Origin of the sequence: Enterobacter sp. MALB-1 (assembly GCF_041021625.1) — a bacterium.
Classification (GTDB): Bacteria; Pseudomonadota; Gammaproteobacteria; order Enterobacterales; family Enterobacteriaceae; genus Enterobacter; species Enterobacter oligotrophicus.
Map to the genome: position 1 here is coordinate 3,770,697 of NZ_JBDPJL010000001.1, position 15,550 is coordinate 3,786,246.

Annotated in this window: 15 protein-coding genes; 7 read left to right on the forward strand and 8 right to left on the reverse strand. The window is 55.9% G+C overall.

Translation table 11 applies throughout. From position 1 onward, the window contains the following. Positions 1–69 precede the first annotated feature (69 nt). A complete protein-coding gene (arcA, locus tag ABGB15_RS18045; protein ID WP_003856501.1) occupies positions 70–786 on the forward strand; it encodes a two-component system response regulator ArcA in 717 nt (238 codons plus the stop codon). A gap of 45 nt (positions 787–831) precedes the next feature. Here the strand turns inward: arcA and creA are convergent, their stop codons facing one another. Then, complete coding sequence (gene creA, locus ABGB15_RS18050) at positions 832–1,305, reverse strand: protein CreA (RefSeq protein WP_152083381.1); 474 nt, start codon at positions 1,303–1,305, stop codon at positions 832–834. 211 nt (positions 1,306–1,516) lie between these two features. Here creA and robA point away from each other — a divergent pair, with 211 nt between their 5' ends. Next, a complete protein-coding gene (gene robA / locus ABGB15_RS18055; protein ID WP_152083380.1) occupies positions 1,517–2,386 on the forward strand; it encodes an MDR efflux pump AcrAB transcriptional activator RobA in 870 nt (289 codons plus the stop codon). Here the strand turns inward: robA and gpmB are convergent. After that, positions 2,383–3,030, reverse strand: a complete 648-nt coding sequence (gene gpmB, locus ABGB15_RS18060; protein ID WP_152083379.1) for a 2,3-diphosphoglycerate-dependent phosphoglycerate mutase GpmB — start codon at positions 3,028–3,030, stop codon at positions 2,383–2,385. The genes robA and gpmB overlap by 4 nt on opposite strands. Before the next feature lie 49 nt (positions 3,031–3,079). Here gpmB and yjjX point away from each other — a divergent pair, with 49 nt between their 5' ends. Then, positions 3,080–3,604, forward strand: coding sequence for an inosine/xanthosine triphosphatase (gene yjjX / locus ABGB15_RS18065; protein ID WP_215723354.1), 525 nt, complete (start codon positions 3,080–3,082; stop codon positions 3,602–3,604). Between the two features lie 27 nt (positions 3,605–3,631). Here the strand turns inward: yjjX and trpR are convergent, their stop codons facing one another. Both trpR and sltY read right to left on the reverse strand, forming a co-directional pair. Continuing rightward, entirely contained in the window at positions 3,632–3,958 is a 327-nt protein-coding gene (gene trpR, locus ABGB15_RS18070; RefSeq protein ID WP_152083377.1) for a trp operon repressor, read from the reverse strand. A gap of 55 nt (positions 3,959–4,013) precedes the next feature. Beyond that, a complete protein-coding gene (sltY, locus tag ABGB15_RS18075; RefSeq protein WP_152083376.1) occupies positions 4,014–5,951 on the reverse strand; it encodes a murein transglycosylase in 1,938 nt (645 codons plus the stop codon). 227 nt (positions 5,952–6,178) lie between these two features. Between sltY and ettA the strand changes: the two genes are divergently transcribed. After that, positions 6,179–7,846 (forward strand): energy-dependent translational throttle protein EttA, encoded by a 1,668-nt coding sequence (gene ettA, locus ABGB15_RS18080; protein WP_032649883.1) that lies wholly within the window; start codon positions 6,179–6,181, stop codon positions 7,844–7,846. A 92-nt stretch (positions 7,847–7,938) separates the two neighbouring features. On the opposite strand, the gene ABGB15_RS18085 is transcribed toward ettA, so the two are convergent. Further along, positions 7,939–8,838, reverse strand: coding sequence for a LysR family transcriptional regulator (locus ABGB15_RS18085; RefSeq protein ID WP_215723355.1), 900 nt, complete (start codon positions 8,836–8,838; stop codon positions 7,939–7,941). Between the two features lie 108 nt (positions 8,839–8,946). Between ABGB15_RS18085 and ABGB15_RS18090 the strand changes: the two genes are divergently transcribed. Further along, positions 8,947–9,948 carry a zinc-binding alcohol dehydrogenase family protein gene (locus ABGB15_RS18090; protein ID WP_215723356.1) on the forward strand — a complete coding sequence of 334 codons (1,002 nt, stop codon included), beginning with the start codon at positions 8,947–8,949 and terminating at the stop codon, positions 9,946–9,948. Positions 9,949–10,057: 109 nt separating this feature from the next. On the opposite strand, the gene nadR is transcribed toward ABGB15_RS18090, so the two are convergent. From nadR to serB, 3 genes are read right to left on the reverse strand one after another with little or no spacing between them, the layout of a single operon-like run. After that, positions 10,058–11,290: a multifunctional transcriptional regulator/nicotinamide-nucleotide adenylyltransferase/ribosylnicotinamide kinase NadR gene (gene nadR / locus ABGB15_RS18095; protein ID WP_152083373.1), complete on the reverse strand. Its 1,233-nt coding sequence runs from the start codon at positions 11,288–11,290 to the stop codon at positions 10,058–10,060. A 35-nt stretch (positions 11,291–11,325) separates the two neighbouring features. Next, positions 11,326–12,711, reverse strand: coding sequence for a DNA repair protein RadA (gene radA / locus ABGB15_RS18100; RefSeq protein WP_152083372.1), 1,386 nt, complete (start codon positions 12,709–12,711; stop codon positions 11,326–11,328). A 42-nt stretch (positions 12,712–12,753) separates the two neighbouring features. Then, complete coding sequence (gene serB, locus ABGB15_RS18105; RefSeq protein ID WP_152083371.1) at positions 12,754–13,722, reverse strand: phosphoserine phosphatase; 969 nt, start codon at positions 13,720–13,722, stop codon at positions 12,754–12,756. 117 nt (positions 13,723–13,839) lie between these two features. On the opposite strand from serB, the gene ABGB15_RS18110 reads away from it, so the two are divergent. Further along, positions 13,840–14,484 carry a YtjB family periplasmic protein gene (locus ABGB15_RS18110; protein WP_152083370.1) on the forward strand — a complete coding sequence of 215 codons (645 nt, stop codon included), beginning with the start codon at positions 13,840–13,842 and terminating at the stop codon, positions 14,482–14,484. A gap of 39 nt (positions 14,485–14,523) precedes the next feature. Next, positions 14,524–15,540: a lipoate--protein ligase LplA gene (gene lplA / locus ABGB15_RS18115; RefSeq protein ID WP_152083369.1), complete on the forward strand. Its 1,017-nt coding sequence runs from the start codon at positions 14,524–14,526 to the stop codon at positions 15,538–15,540. The last annotated feature ends 10 nt before the right edge of the window (positions 15,541–15,550 follow it).

Genomic DNA, 15,550 nt, shown 5'->3' on the forward strand with positions numbered 1-15,550 from the left:
CATGTATCAGGCAGGTCAGGGACTTTTGTACTTCCTGTTTCGATTTAGTTGGCAATTTAGGTAGCAAACATGCAGACCCCGCACATTCTTATCGTTGAAGACGAGTTGGTAACACGCAACACGTTAAAGAGCATTTTCGAAGCAGAAGGCTACGATGTCTTTGAAGCGACCGATGGCGCAGAGATGCATCAGATCCTTTCTGAAAATGATATCAACCTGGTCATTATGGACATCAACCTGCCGGGCAAAAACGGCCTTCTGCTGGCGCGCGAACTGCGTGAACAGGCGAACGTCGCATTAATGTTCCTGACGGGCCGTGACAACGAAGTTGATAAAATTCTTGGCCTGGAAATCGGCGCGGATGACTACATCACCAAGCCGTTCAATCCACGCGAGTTAACCATTCGTGCCCGCAACCTGCTGTCCCGCACCATGAATCTGGGTACGGTCAGCGAAGAGCGTCGTAGCGTAGACAGCTACAAATTCAACGGCTGGGAACTTGATATCAATAGCCGTTCGCTGATTAGCCCGAACGGTGAGCAGTACAAACTGCCGCGCAGTGAATTCCGCGCGATGCTGCACTTCTGCGAAAATCCGGGCAAAATTCAGTCCCGTGCAGAGCTGCTGAAGAAAATGACCGGTCGCGAGCTGAAGCCTCATGACCGCACCGTAGACGTGACCATCCGTCGTATTCGTAAGCATTTTGAATCTACGCCGGATACACCAGAAATCATCGCCACTATCCATGGCGAAGGCTATCGTTTCTGCGGTGACCTGCAGGAGTAATCCCGCACATCACACATTAAAAACGGCGCTTTTGCGCCGTTTTTTTTATTCTCGCCACGGCATAATCGGCACGGCACTAATCGCGTTTTTCGGCGAACCTTCCACCACTTTGTCGGAATAGGCCAGATAGGCCAGCGTGTTGCGTTTGGCATCGTAGAAGCGTACCACCTGCAGCTTCTTAAAGACCAGAGAAGTCCGTTTCTGGAACACCACGTCCCCCTGTGCTTTACCGTTTTTGATTTTGTCGCTCAGCTCAACCGGACCGACCTGCTGGCATGAAATCGCCGCATCGGAGGTGTCTTCAGCCAACCCGAGTCCGCCTTTAATGCCACCTGTTTTCGCCCGGCTAACATAGCAGGTGACGTTTTTCACATCCGGATCGTCGAATGCTTCCACCACGATTTTGTGGTCCGGGCCGAACATTTTAAACACGGTATCGACGGAACCAATCTGTTCCGCCTGTGCCGCGCGGCCAACCAACAGCAGCAAGGCTGTAAAGAGCAATGTCTTGTATTTCATATTGTTACCATTCTTTAAAATTGCACTGGGCGATTATTCAACACTTTAGACAAAAATGTAGCAAGATCACAGGATTAGAATATATTCGCCCATAATGCACTGCAAAAAGCATTAATGAGCAAAAAAAACACTGAATGCTAAAACATCAAAAAATGCTATTATCCGCTAACCTGTTATCAGGCACCTGCTGTTTTAAGGATGAGGATAGTATATGGATCAGGCTGGAATTATTCGCGACCTGCTAACCTGGCTGGAAGGTCATCTCGACCAGCCTTTGTCACTGGATAATGTGGCGGCAAAAGCAGGCTATTCCAAGTGGCATCTGCAAAGGATGTTCAAAGATGTCACCGGTCATGCTATCGGTGCCTACATTCGCGCGCGTCGTCTGTCAAAATCGGCTGTGGCGTTGCGTCTGACCGCGCGTCCCATTCTGGATATTGCCCTGCAGTACCGTTTCGATTCGCAGCAAACCTTCACCCGTGCCTTTAAGAAACAGTTCTCGTTAACGCCAGCGCTGTATCGCCGCTCGCCTGACTGGAGCTCATATGGTATCCGTCCGCCGCTGCGTTTGGGCGAGTTCGCGATGCCGAAATATGAAATGGTCACCCTGCCGGAAACGCATCTTATCGGGACGACGCAGAGTTATTCCTGCTCGCTGGAGCAAATTTCCGAGTTTCGTCATCAAATGCGCGTTCAGTTCTGGCGTGATTTTCTCAGCCATGCACCAGCGATCCCACCTTTGCTGTATGGCCTGAACGAAACGCATCCGAGCCACGAAAAAGACGATGAGCAGGAGGTGTTCTACACCACCGCGCTCACGCCAGACATGGCGAATGGCTACATTCAGGGATCGAAACCGGTCGTGCTGGAAGGCGGCGAATACGTGATGTTTTCGTATGAAGGGCTGGGGACGGGCGTTCAGGAATTTATCCTGACCGTTTACGGAACCTGCATGCCAATGCTGAATCTGAATCGCCGTAAAGGTCAGGATATTGAGCGCTACTACCCGGCAAGCGATGCAAAACCGGAAGAAGGCCCAATCAATCTGCGGATGGAATTGTTAATTCCGGTACGTCGTTAACGCTGCAGTTCGTCCAGCGCAGGGGCATCTAGATGCGAAATGTCCCCTGCCATCTCCACCACCCACCCAGACGCCAGCCACGCGCTTTCCTGATAATCGATACGGGAAATTGAGCAGTTGCGCAGACGCAGGCGGCGCTCAGCATAAGCCGGTAATCCCAGAATGGTGCTTACCAGGCAACCCAGCGCGATACCGTGGCTCACCAGCAGCGGACGGCTACCGGCCGGGAGCTTCAGACACTCGGCCAGCGCAGCATGCATACGCACGCTTAACTCCTGCATGGATTCACCTTCAGGAATGCGGCCATCTTCTGTACCGTTCACCAGCGTGCGACGCCAGCCTTCTTCCGTTTCCGTCAGCGTGTCGATGTGGCGTTTTTCCAGCACGCCCATATCCAGTTCGCGCAGGCGCGGTTCGAGGATCACGTCGCAGCCACAGGCGTCGGCGATGATGCGCGCCGTCTGCTGTGTACGACCTAAATCACTGGAGATGACGTGCGTGATGCCCAGCGTTCTGGCGCGTTCCGCCACCTGCCACGCTTGCTGCACGCCCTTTTCGGTAAGAGGACTGTCTGACTGGCCTTGAATACGTCGCTCGGCGTTCCACTGCGTTTCACCGTGGCGAACAAGGTATACCTGTAACATGCTTTTTTTCCGTTATACTGCGATGAGTTTTTTTGAATCGAGCTTAATTATGCACCATGTTGTCTCTGCTACCACTAATCCTGCCAAAATTCAGGCAATTCTAAGGGCATTTGAAGAGATCTTCGGCGAAGGATCGTGCCATATTGACGCCATCGGCGTCGAGAGTGGCGTTCCTGAACAGCCGTTTGGCAGTGAGGAAACGCGCACTGGCGCACGAAATCGCGTGGTGAATGCCAGAGCGGCTGCGCCAGATGCTGACTTTTGGGTCGCCATTGAAGCGGGAATCGACGAAGGCGCGACCTTTAGCTGGGTCGTTATCGAGAGTCGCGAGCAGCGCGGTGAAGCTCGCTCGGCCACGCTGCCGCTGCCGGAGATCATCCTGAACAAAGTCCGTGCGGGTGAAGCACTCGGGCCAGTGATGTCGCAGTACACCGGCATTGATGCGATTGGCCGTAAAGAAGGGGCGATTGGTGTCTTTACCGCAGGCAAGCTGACGCGCTCAGGCGTATATCACCAGGCGGTTATCCTGGCGTTAAGCCCGTTCCATAACGCGATTTACGGTGAGTCATTGTAATTTGTAGGCCTGATAAGCGTAGCGCCATCAGGCATTTTTCAGCAATACCGCTTCCAGCCACTGGCGCAGCTCAACCGGCGCAGACTTCAGGCTGTTCGAGCCGCGGGTAATGGTTGCGATCCCCGCGCCCAGCTCGTTTTTCAGCTCACGCTGGCTCATCTCACCGCGCAGAAGCTCTTCAATGATCCGCACGCGCGTGCCCAGCGCTTCACGCTCATCGGGCGTCAGCATCAGTTGCAAAAGCGGTAAATGCAGATCCTGTTCATAGGACTGGCGGAGCAGCTCCACAAAACGAAGCCACTCCTGATTGCGTTGTTCGGCCATTGCCGAGGAATACGGGGAATGCTGGGTCATGTCATGCTGCCTCTTGTACTCATTAGCGAGTACAGCATAACACAACCCGCGCCGATCAGTAACGTCTCTGCCACTCCGCATCACTCATCAGGGTATCTTTCTGCCCCATGAAGTAGCGATAGTAGGCATCATACGCCAGCACGTTCTTCACATAACCGCGCGTTTCCGAAAACGGAATGCTCTCGACAAACGCCACCGCGTCGATGCGTCCGGCGCTGTTGCCAAGCCAGGTGCGCACGCGACCAGGCCCTGCGTTATACGCTGCCGACGCGAAGATGCGGTTATTGCCGAACTGCTGATAAACATACTGTAGGTAGCTGGTGCCAATGTTGATGTTGGTATCCGGGTCCAGAAGCTGCGAAGGGCTGCTGTAACCAGGAATATTAAACATCTTCACCGTGTGCGTCGCCGTACCCGGCATAATTTGCATCAGACCGCTGGCCCCCACCGGTGAACGCACTTTCGGGTTCCAGGCACTCTCCTGGCGGGCAATCGCCATGGCGTAGCTTTGCGGGATATCTTTGCCGCGGGTATAGCGTCCGAAAAGATCGTTGTAAGCCAGCGGGAAACGCTCCTCAAGGTGATCCCACAGCTTACCGGCGATCGTCGCCTGCACGCTCAGATCCCACCAGTGGTTATCAAACGCGTAGCGGGCAAGCTGGGCTTTCTCGTCAGTGGTGCGGCTGGTGACCAGATTGGCCCACTCGCTGCGCGCAGTATTATCCAGGTTCCAGTACATCAGCTCGCGCACGCGCGCCATTTCGGGCCCCTGCGTCAGCGCCGGGCTAGCATTGGCTGGCGCTTTGTCGATCTTCAGAGTGTACTCCTCACCCAGCCGCTGCGCTGCTGCCATCGGGTAGAACCCACGCTGCTGCATCAGCGAATGGAGGATCTCTTTCGCTTCATCCTCGCGTCCCCGCTCCATCAGCAGATCGGCCTGCCAGTAGCGCCATTCATCTTTCTCTTTGGCATCCATTGGCAGGCGCGCGAGCCAGGTATTCAGCCCACGACGATCGCCCGTACCGAGTGCCATACGCACGCGACGTTCCACCAGCGAAGTCGAGTTTGAACGCATAATTGCATCGTCACGCCAGCGGGCCTGTTCGTCGGTCACATCCGTGCCCATCAGCCGCCACGCCACAATATCGCGCAGTTCCTGAGTTTGATCGTCATTGAGCTGCTGCGCCTGCACCAGCTGCGGGATCATCAGCCGTGCGTTTTCCACATCGTCACGCGCCACGCTGGAGAAGGCGACTGCCGCCATCTGGCGGGTGAAATCGGTAGCGCCCGTGGAGCGGGCAAAGGTCAGCACGGTATTCGGATCGTTAGCCAGCTGGATAACGGCCGTTGAGATGGTCTGATAATCCGGCGGCATTTGCCCTGCCAGCACGGTAACCAACCGCGTATTCCCGGCCTTCATCGCCAGACGAATACGTTCAAGGTAGGCCAGCGGATCTTGCTTGCCGGACGCGCGCCATGCGCCAAAGAGCGGATCGCAGGCATTGGGTTGGCTTTTGCCCGTCAGCCACAGATCTTTCGCTCCCGCCCAGGCTTCATCCTGCTGACCGGTAGCCCATTTTGCATAGTAGTAATTACACTGCGCCTCGGTGGTGCCCGGTTTTTCCGGACTGAAGGCCAACAGGCCGCGCCAGTCTTCGCGGCGCGCCAGCTCATTCACAAAACGAGACTGCAGGGTTCGCGCTGGCGGCAGGGTCGGGTTCGCCTGAATAAAATGATTAACAGTGACCGTCGGCTGGTTCATCAGGTCGTCGGTTATCTGGCGATACTCCAGATACGGATACAGTGGATAGTCCTTCAGCGTCGGCATCAGCGCCTGCACGGTATCCATCTGCTTGTTGTCCCACGCCTGCTTGATTTGCGCGTAGCGGTTACGTTGTTCGTCCAGTGAATCAGCACGCGCCGCCTGGCTTACCGCCATCACGCATACGCTGGCAGCCAGCAGACGCCAGACCACCCGTTTGGCTTTTTCCACAAGCTCTTCCTCATTGTTTTTTCGTCAATTGCAGCGTCTTGCCACGTCAAAGTCTAATCAACTTATGCTAACCAGGCATCCGGCAACGCGCCACGTCATGGACACTTTTTTACCTTTCTTGCGCGTTTTAACACTCCCGACGTTCCTGGCTGGGATTAGGGCAGGAAAAAGGCTACACTTCGGGGCTGTTAACTATTTTCATCACGATAAAAGAGGCGAAGTCCAACGTGGCTCAATTCGTTTATACCATGCATCGTGTCGGCAAAGTGGTTCCGCCGAAACGTCATATTCTTAAAAATATCTCGCTGAGCTTCTTCCCTGGCGCAAAAATCGGTGTTCTGGGTCTCAACGGTGCCGGTAAGTCCACCCTGCTGCGCATCATGGCCGGCATCGATACAGACATCGAAGGTGAAGCCCGTCCGCAGCCTGGCATCAAAATTGGTTACCTGCCACAGGAACCGCAGCTGAACCCGGAACACACCGTGCGTGAGTCCGTCGAAGAAGCGGTTTCTGAAGTGGTTAACGCGCTGAAAGGTCTGGATGAAGTGTATGCCAAATACGCCGAGCCGGACGCGGACTTCGACAAACTGGCCGCTCAGCAAGGCAAATATGAAGAGATTATCCAGGCACACGACGGTCACAACCTGAACGTGCAGCTGGAGCGCGCGGCTGACGCCCTGCGTCTGCCAGACTGGGATGCGAAAATCGCAAACCTGTCCGGTGGTGAACGCCGTCGCGTGGCGCTGTGCCGTCTGCTGCTGGAAAAACCAGATATGCTGCTGCTCGACGAACCGACTAACCACCTGGATGCAGAATCCGTGGCCTGGCTGGAACGCTTCCTGCACGACTTCGAAGGCACCGTGGTGGCGATCACCCACGACCGTTACTTCCTCGACAACGTCGCTGGCTGGATACTGGAGCTGGACCGCGGTGAAGGGATTCCGTGGGAAGGTAACTACTCTTCCTGGCTGGAGCAGAAAGATCAGCGTCTGGCGCAGGAAGCCTCTCAGGAAGCGGCGCGTCGTAAGTCGATTGAGAAAGAGCTGGAGTGGGTTCGTCAGGGTGCAAAAGGCCGTCAGTCTAAGGGTAAAGCCCGTCTGGCACGCTTCGAAGAGCTGAACAATACCGAATACCAGAAACGTAACGAAACCAACGAACTGTTTATTCCACCTGGAGCACGTCTGGGGGATAAAGTGGTTGAAGTCAGCAACCTGCGTAAGTCTTACGGCGACCGCCTGCTGATCGACGACCTGACCTTCTCCGTACCGAAAGGTGCCATCGTCGGCATCATCGGCCCGAACGGCGCGGGTAAATCTACCCTGTTCCGCATGATGTCCGGCCAGGAACAGCCTGACAGCGGCTCTATCACCCTGGGTGAAACCGTGAAGCTGGCCTCCGTTGACCAGTTCCGCGACGCGATGGATAACAGCAAAACCGTGTGGGAAGAGGTCTCCGGCGGTCTCGATATCATGCGTATCGGCAACACCGAGATGCCAAGCCGTGCTTACGTTGGCCGCTTTAACTTCAAAGGCACCGACCAGGGCAAACGCGTGGGCGAGCTGTCCGGCGGTGAGCGTGGTCGTCTGCACCTGGCGAAACTGCTGCAGGTTGGCGGTAACGTTCTGCTGCTCGATGAACCTACCAACGACCTCGACATCGAAACCCTGCGCGCACTGGAAAACGCCCTGCTGGAATTCCCAGGCTGCGCGATGGTTATCTCGCACGACCGCTGGTTCCTTGACCGTATCGCGACCCACATTCTGGACTACCAGGACGAAGGTAAAGTGGAGTTCTTCGAAGGTAACTTCACCGAATACGAAGAGTACAAGAAACGCACGCTGGGCGCAGACGCGCTGGAGCCGAAGCGTATTAAGTACAAGCGCATAGCAAAATAAGTGCCTGAGTGCCGGGTGGCGGCTTCGCCTTACCCGGCCTACGGTACTGCGCTGTTTGTAGGCCGGGTAAGCGTGAACGCCACCCGGCTTTTTTATTTGCCCACGTAATACCGCTTCACCTCATCAAACTGCATGGCAAACTCGATATAGCTCATCAGCGCAGGCGAGTTCAACTTGCGGCTCGGGTAGGCAAGCCAGAGATCGTTTCCCTCAACGTTCCACTCCGGCAGCACTTGCACCAGCATCCCCTTTTCAATCTTATCTTCCAGCAGGAATGCAGGTAACAACGTAATACCGGCTCCGGCAATCGCACACTCACGGGCGTACACCAGGTTATCCGTCATATGGGCGTTATCCGGCAGATAGCGGTAATCCCCGCTGTCACTTCGCAGCAGCCACTCTGACCAGGCTTTGTGGGTAATGCAGCGGTGCTCTACCAGCTGACGAGGATGCGTCAGCGGCGCTCTGCGCGCGAGGTAGTCCGGTGAGGCCAGCATGTAGCGCGGGCAGTGGCCGATTATGCGGCCAATCAGCGAGGAGTCCTGCGGCTTGCCGGTGCGCAGGGCCACGTCAAATCCGGATTCGACCAGATCCAGCACGTCGTCAGAAATTGAGACATCAAGCGAAACATCCGGATAACGATGCTGAAATTCCGCATTCAGGTGCGCCAGTAGCGTCGCGCCAATCCCTGCCGGACAGGTGATACGAAGCCGTCCACTGGGATTGTCACGCAGGCGTTGAATGGCGTACTCCGCCCGTTCGCTAGCCGCCAGCATCTCCCGGCAGTGCACCAGATAATGTTCACCTGCAAAGGTCAGATTGAGCCTGCGCGTGGTGCGATTGAGCAACCGTAGCCCCACCTGCTGCTCAAGCTGGCTGATACGCTGGCTGACGCTGGATTTCGGCAAATCGGCCTTCTGCGCAGCCGCAGTAAAACTGCCCATCTCCGCCACCAGCGCAAACAGCGCCATATCCTGAAGCTGTTTAAACATGATTGTTCATCCTGTACGAACACTTTGTTCCTGATTGTCCATCTTATCATGCAGCTGACCACTTAATAGACTAGCCTCAACAAAACGCATTCCATTGAGGAGCACCCTATGTCAGTTAAAGCCATTGCCGTTAACCCTGCTGATCCCGTCACTTTTGTTGAAATCACTCAGCCGATGCCGCAGCCTGGCGAGCACGATCTGCTGGTAGAGGTGAAAGCCGTCTCTGTTAATCCGGTAGATACCAAAGTACACGCCGGGCTCGCCAGAAACGGGCTGAAAGATCCGCGTATTCTCGGCTGGGATGCCAGCGGTATTGTCAAAGCCACTGGAGCCAGCGTGACCGGATTCAACGCGGGGGATGAAGTGTGGTACGCGGGCGATATCACCCGTCCTGGCAGCAATGCCACACACCAGTTGATTGATGCGCGCATCGTCGGGCATAAACCCGCAAACCTCGGCTGGGCCGCCGCTGCTGCATTGCCATTAACGGCGCTTACCGCCTGGGAAGGGTTGTTTGAACGGCTGAACATTCAGAATGCCGGATCGGACAACACGCTGCTGATCATCGGCGGTGCGGGTGGGGTGGGATCGCTGGCGATCCCGTTTGCGAAGCACAACAGTCAGGTGAAGGTGATCGCCACCGCATCGCGGGAAGATTCTGCTCAGTGGTGTCGCGATCGCGGTGCAGATCTGGTGGTGAACTACCGCGATCTGAAGGGTGAACTGGCAAAACAGGGGATCGCCGTTGTGGATTATATCTTCATCCTCAACGACACAGACGGCCACTGGGATGCCGTCAGCGAGCTGATCGCACCACAGGGGCATATCTGCACTATCGTTGAGAATGAGCATCCGCTGGATCAAAGCAAGCTGAAATCCAAATCTGCCGCGCTGCACTGGGAGTTTATGTTCACCCGCAGCATGTACCAGACTGCTGACATGACGCGTCAGGGGGAGATTTTAAATGAAGTGGCAAAGCTGGTGGAAAATGGCGTGGTGGAAAGCTCGCTTAGCGAAACGCTGCACGGGCTGAGCGTGGAAAACATTACTGAAGCGCACCGTAAGGTGCTGGAAGGGCATATGCGCGGGAAAGTGGTGGTTGAGTATTGAGGTTTTATCCCCTCACCCCGGCCCTCTCCCCAAAGGGGCGAGGGTGAAAAGACAGCTCCGTGCAATCCCCTCTCCCCTCTGGGGAGAGGGTTAGGGTGAGGGGTAAGAATTACCCCTGCTCCCCCATCATCTCCTTCACCAGCTCGACGCAGCGCAGGAAACGGGAGTCGTAATCCGACTCCTCCACATGCACGAACTCAACGTTATTCTCGTTAAGCATCTCCACCAGCATGGTCTGGAACTCTTTCCTGTCCACTGAACTGCCGAGGCTGCGCATCCCATCGGCTACCCACGGCGTGTTGTTTTCCAGCAGGATCACCAGGTCGAAGCGGTATTCGTCAATCAGCGCCTGCACAAACGGATGTTCGCGTCCTTCGTACTTTTTACAGAACGCCTGAGTGGTGACGAAATCGGTGTCAATAAACGCCACCTTGTTGGCATATTTCACCGCAAAATCAATGTACTGGGCATGGCCGAGGGCGATTTTATCGTAATCGGAATACTGCAACGCCATCTCATCACCGCCGAGATGCGAGAAGACATAATCGCGTCCGTACTCCCACGCGCTGGTGGTATTGAAGATATTTGCCAGCTTGTTGACGAGGGTTGATTTGCCGCTCGACTCACCGCCAAGAATCGCCACCGTGCGCACAAAGAACGGCTTTACTTCAGTGGGGATGTAATCCCAGTAGCGGAACGGGTTTTCGCGGATCTGCGCCCCGCTGATGTTCATGAAGGTGCGTTTCGGATCGATCAGCACCGTCTCGATGCCCAGATGCTCGCGGAACTGCGGCGCATCGGACTCTTCGGAGGTGTAGATCCAGTTCGGGGTAATGCCCTTCTCTTCCATAAAGGCTTTGACGCCGTTGCTCCATACATCCCAGCCGTGCGGATACGGTTCCATCCCCTCTTCGTTAAAGGCATGAATACGAATGTTTTTCTGATACTTAAACGTCTGAAGCAGCCAGCGCAGACGGTCCGGCACCGTAGGTTGCTGCGACATGGCGCTGTCTTCAAACAGCTGGCGGTCACGGGTTTCATCGTAACCCATGATGATGTGCAGCTCATCGACCTGGCTACAGGCGCGCTGGATCAGATAGATGTGCCCGGTATGCAACGGATAAAACTTGCCGAACACCACGCCGATGTTCTTTTGCATACGCGGGAATTCAAGCCCCAGAAAGCGGTGTAATGCTTCCAGCTTCTGCGCGCTGGGGCTTTTGATTTTGGCGTTCAGCAGTTGGCTAAGGTAGCCTTTGGTCATACCGCTGGCGTCCGCTACCTGCTGCAGCGTGCAGCCTTTCTGGCGGATTGCGGTTTTGATGTAGTCAAATGATGACATAAATTACGGTGCCTCCTGCAAAATCGAATACGTAATTATAAGTCGTCAAAGACATTTAACGCATCTGCGAGTTTCTTCACGCCAAAAACCTGCATCCCTTCCGGGATTTTTTTCGGCACGTTGGCGGCTGGCACAATCGCCCGACGGAAGCCGTGCTTTGCCGCTTCGGAGATACGCTCCTGGCCGCTTGGCACCGGACGGATCTCCCCGGCGAGGCCAACCTCGCCAAAGACCACCAGATCCTGCGGCAACGGTCGGTCACGCAGGCTGGAGACCATCGCCAGCAGCAGCGCCAGGTCCGCACTGGTTTCCGAAACTTTAACGCCACCGACCACGTTGACGAAGACATCCTGATCCGCCATTTGCAGGCCACCATGACGGTGCAGCACCGCCAGCAGGATCGCCAGACGGTTCTGTTCCAGACCTACCGCCACGCGCCGCGGGTTGCCCATCATCGAGTGATCGACCAGCGCCTGAATTTCGACAAGCAGCGGACGCGTTCCTTCCCACAGCACCATCACCGAGCTGCCGGAAGTGACTTCATCACCTCGGCTCAGGAAGATGGCCGACGGGTTGCTGACTTCGCGTAGCCCCTGCTCGGTCATGGCAAATACGCCCAGTTCGTTCACCGCGCCAAAACGGTTTTTGTGGCTGCGAAGGGTGCGGAAGCGGGAATCGGCATCGCCGTCGAGCATCACGGAACAGTCGATACAGTGTTCGAGCACTTTCGGCCCCGCCAGCGAACCGTCTTTGGTGACGTGGCCAACCATCACAATCGCCACGCCGCGCGTTTTGGCGAAGCGCGTCAGGTAGGCCGCCGTTTCACGTACCTGCGCCACGCTGCCCGGCGACGACTGGATATCCGCCATATGCATCACCTGGATGGAGTCGATGACCATCAGCTTCGGCTGCTCTTCTTCCGCAATCATGCAGATCTGCTCGATGCTGGTTTCCGAAAGCATATTCAGGTTACCGGTCGGCAGGCCAAGACGGTGAGCACGCATCGCCACCTGCTGCAGAGACTCTTCCCCCGTGACGTACAGGGTTTTCATCTGTTCGGCGAGCTTACACAGCGTTTGCAGGAGTAAGGTAGATTTACCCGCTCCAGGGTTACCGCCGATCAAAATCGCGCTGCCTGGCACGACACCGCCGCCGAGCACGCGGTCAAACTCTTTGAACCCGGTAGAGAAGCGCGGCAGTTCTTCCAGACTGATATCCGAGAGCTTTTGCACTTTCGCCACACCGGCATTGCCTGCATAGCCGCTGAGACGTTCATTGCGCGCCACGCTCGGCGAAGCCGCCACACCACGCACTTCAGTGATGGTGTTCCAGGCATGGCAGGCGCTACACTGGCCCTGCCAGCGCGGATAATCCGCACCACATTCATTACAGACAAATGCGCGTTTTGGAGCTTTCGCCACGGTTTACCTCGTTATCTCAGTGCGGCCTGCAATCGCATGCCGTTATTTCTGGTTCACGCTGCCAGAGAGAATGCAGAACACCCCCATCAGATCAGCATGACGGATAGTCACTTCCGTCTTTTCATTTACTTTTGGCTTGGCGTGGTAAGCAATACCGAGGCCCGCCGCTTTGATCATCGGCAGATCGTTAGCACCGTCGCCGATCGCCACCGTCTGCTCAGCAGGAATGTCATATTTTTCCGCCAGACGTGTCAGCGTGTTGGCTTTGTACTGCGCATCCACGATGTCGCCGAGCACCTGCCCGGTCAGTTTGCCGTCCCTGATTTCCAGCTCATTGGCGACTACTGTCGTCAGACGCAGCTTATCGCGCAGATAGTCCGCGAAGAAAGTAAACCCGCCCGACGCAATCGCCACTTTCCAGCCCAGCGTTTCCAGCTTGAGCACCAGTTGCGTTAACCCTGGCATCAGCGGTAATTCGTCCCGGACCTGACGCAGAATGTTCGCATCGGCACCTTTCAGGGTCGCCACGCGCTGTCTCAGGCTGGCGGTAAAGTCCAGCTCGCCGCGCATCGCGCGTTCAGTCACTTCTGCCACCAGCTCACCGCTGCCCGCCAGTTTAGCGAGTTCATCAATACACTCGATCTGGATGGCAGTAGAGTCCATATCCATCACCAGCAGCCCTGGCGTTTTCAGATGAGGTATTTTGCCAAGCGGCGCAACGTCCAGCCCGGCGTCATGCGCCAGGCGCGTCGCACGCTGCGTCAGAGAACCGGCCAGGCGAATGACCTGATAATCTTCCACGCACCAGGCCGCGACGATAACCATCGCCGCCCCCAGTTTGGTTTGATACTGGGTGAGGCGTTGCTTATCCAGGCCACGTCCGTACAGCAGCCAGCCACTACGGCCAGCGTGGTAATCCAGAGGCATCACCTCATCACCACTTAAAGAGAGCGGCAGTCCTGGCCATAAAGAGACATCGTCAGGCAGGTCGCACCAGGTAATGTTCGGCATTGAAGCTCCTGTGAATTCGTTCGCGCCGGAAGGTTGCAGAGGGAAAATAACGCATGAGGCTACCCTGTAACCATCACTTCTGGCAACATTAAGCCGTAAATTTTCAACAGGTGGAATATGGCTCGCGCAAAACTGAAATTCCGGCTTCATCGCGCCGTGATTGTCCTGATCTGTCTCGCACTCCTCGTGGTGCTGATGCAGGGGGCATCGTGGTTTAGCCAGAATCATCAACGGCAACGCAACCCACAATTTGAAGAACTGGCTCGCACGCTGGCGCGCCAGGTCACGCTCAACGTTGCGCCGTCCATGCGTACCGAAACACCGGATGATAAGCGGATAGCCCAGGTTTTACGCCAGCTAACAGAGAATAGCCGTATTCTGGACGCCGGTGTCTACGACGAACAGGGCGACCTGGTAGCCCGTGCAGGCGAGCATGTCGACGTGCGCGACAGGCTGGCGCTGGATGGGAAAAAAGCCGGAGGATATTTCAACCAGCAGATCGTCGAACCCATTCAGGGCAAAAATGGCCCACTGGGTTATCTGCGCCTGACGCTCGATACCCATACACTGCCAACCGAAGCCAAACAGGTAGATAACACCACCAATATTCTGCGCCTGATGCTGCTGCTCTCACTGGCTATCGGCGTTGTACTGGCGCGCACCCTGCTACAGGGTAAGCGTACCCGCTGGCAGCAGTCACCTTTCCTGCTGACCGCCAGTAAGTCGATTCCCGAAGAGGAAGAGAGCGAGAAGAAAGATTAATGATAAAGTAGGCAGATGATTCGGAAAAGGAACTCTGCCATGACGACGTTACGCCTGCTTATCTCTGACTCTTACGATCCCTGGTTTAATCTCGCGGTGGAAGAGTGCATCTTCCGCCAGATGCCCGCCACCCAGCGTGTCCTGTTTCTCTGGCGCAACGCCGATACCGTCGTTATTGGACGCGCACAAAACCCGTGGAAAGAGTGCAACACGCGGCGCATGGAAGAGGACAATGTCCGTCTTGCACGCCGAAGCAGCGGCGGCGGCGCGGTGTTCCACGATCTCGGCAATACCTGCTTTACCTTTATGGCGGGTAAACCGGAATACGACAAAACCATCTCTACCTCCATTGTGCTCCATGCACTTAACTCTCTCGGCGTGACGGCTGAAGCCTCCGGGCGCAACGATCTGGTGGTGAAAACCGACGAGGGAGACCGTAAAGTGTCCGGCTCCGCCTACCGTGAAACCCTGGATCGCGGGTTCCATCACGGCACGCTGCTACTGAACGCCGATTTGAGCCGTCTTGCGAACTACCTGAATCCTGATAAGAAAAAGCTGCAGGCCAAAGGCATCACCTCCGTGCGCGGTCGCGTGGCGAATCTGGTGGAATTGCTGCCGGGCATAACTCACGCGCAAATTTGCGACGCGATCCGCGAGGCATTCTTTGAGCATTACGGCGAGCGCGTGGAAGCGGAAGTGATTTCACCGGATAAGACCCCGGACCTGCCAAACTTCGCTGAAACCTTTGCCCGCCAGAGCAGTTGGGAATGGAATTTCGGCCAGGCACCGGCCTTTTCGCACCTGCTGGACGAGCGTTTTACCTGGGGCGGCGTGGAACTGCATTTTGACGTAGAAAAAGGTCATATTTCCCGTACGCAGGTGTTTACGGACAGCCTGAATCCGGCCCCGTTAGAGGCGCTGGCGGCACGCCTGCAGGGCTGTTTATATCGGGCGGATATGCTACAGCAGGAGTGTGATGCATTAATCGGTGATTTCCCGGAACAGGAAAATGAATTACGGGAATTGTCGGCGTGGATTGCCAAAGCCGTTCGATAATTTACGACCG

Excerpts from the sequence above, each read along its gene's own strand:
- arcA (WP_003856501.1), top strand. The coding sequence starts at position 70 with ATGCAGACCCCGCACATTCTTATCGTTGAAGACGAGTTGGTAACACGC.
- creA (WP_152083381.1), bottom strand. The coding sequence starts at position 1,305 with ATGAAATACAAGACATTGCTCTTTACAGCCTTGCTGCTGTTGGTTGGC.
- robA (WP_152083380.1), top strand. The coding sequence starts at position 1,517 with ATGGATCAGGCTGGAATTATTCGCGACCTGCTAACCTGGCTGGAAGGT.
- gpmB (WP_152083379.1), bottom strand. The coding sequence starts at position 3,030 with ATGTTACAGGTATACCTTGTTCGCCACGGTGAAACGCAGTGGAACGCC.
- yjjX (WP_215723354.1), top strand. The coding sequence starts at position 3,080 with ATGCACCATGTTGTCTCTGCTACCACTAATCCTGCCAAAATTCAGGCA.
- trpR (WP_152083377.1), bottom strand. The coding sequence starts at position 3,958 with ATGACCCAGCATTCCCCGTATTCCTCGGCAATGGCCGAACAACGCAAT.
- ABGB15_RS18085 (WP_215723355.1), bottom strand. The coding sequence starts at position 8,838 with ATGTTTAAACAGCTTCAGGATATGGCGCTGTTTGCGCTGGTGGCGGAG.
- ABGB15_RS18090 (WP_215723356.1), top strand. The coding sequence starts at position 8,947 with ATGTCAGTTAAAGCCATTGCCGTTAACCCTGCTGATCCCGTCACTTTT.
- nadR (WP_152083373.1), bottom strand. The coding sequence starts at position 11,290 with ATGTCATCATTTGACTACATCAAAACCGCAATCCGCCAGAAAGGCTGC.
- serB (WP_152083371.1), bottom strand. The coding sequence starts at position 13,722 with ATGCCGAACATTACCTGGTGCGACCTGCCTGACGATGTCTCTTTATGG.
- ABGB15_RS18110 (WP_152083370.1), top strand. The coding sequence starts at position 13,840 with ATGGCTCGCGCAAAACTGAAATTCCGGCTTCATCGCGCCGTGATTGTC.
- lplA (WP_152083369.1), top strand. The coding sequence starts at position 14,524 with ATGACGACGTTACGCCTGCTTATCTCTGACTCTTACGATCCCTGGTTT.